Below are 519 nucleotides of genomic sequence, written 5' to 3' on the forward strand. Positions count from 1 at the left end.
TGCGGTTGGGCGATGCGGTGGGTCTGAATGCTGCGGCGGGCCCATTCGATCATGCGGCGTTCGCTCGTCAGCAGCACGCGTTCTGGGGTGAGGAGGTCAGCGACCCCTACTTCGGTCGCGCCGACGTTGAGGGCGCCGACGTTGAGGGCGCCGACGTTGAGGGCGTTGATGCTGGCAGCGCTGGCACTGGTGGCGTTGATGCTGGTGGCGTTGATGCTGGTGGCGTTGATGCTGGTGGCGTTGATGCTGGTGGCGCTGATGCTGGGGACGTTGATGGCGACGCTGCTGACAGCGTCGTGGGCGGTGCTCCTGGTCGCCCTGGCGGGCCGGTTGTGAAGCGGCGGTGAGTGGCGATCTGATGAGCGCTGGGCCGGTGGGCGAGGGGTACGTGCTGGACACCGGTGTGGTCATCGATCTGATGCGGTCGCCGGCGGGAACGCGGTTCAGCCACGATGTGGGGTCGGCGACGTACTTGTCGATCGTGAGTGTGAGTGAGTTGATGCTGGGGGTGCAGACGGC

General features: G+C 66.5%; 1 protein-coding gene. It reads left to right on the top strand.

Going from position 1 to position 519, the window contains the following annotated elements:
- The first annotated feature begins 168 nt into the window (after positions 1–168).
- A complete protein-coding gene (locus tag GTQ99_RS23910; protein WP_166618103.1) occupies positions 169–336 on the top strand; it encodes a hypothetical protein in 168 nt (55 codons plus the stop codon).
- The last annotated feature ends 183 nt before the right edge of the window (positions 337–519 follow it).

The sequence above is a fragment of the Kineococcus vitellinus genome, from assembly GCF_009906315.1.
In the GTDB taxonomy this organism is placed as follows: Bacteria; Actinomycetota; Actinomycetes; order Actinomycetales; family Kineococcaceae; genus Kineococcus; species Kineococcus vitellinus.

Coding starts and splice junctions, on each gene's coding strand:
- GTQ99_RS23910 (WP_166618103.1), top strand. CDS start 169: ATGCTGGCAGCGCTGGCACTGGTGGCGTTGATGCTGGTGGCGTTGATG.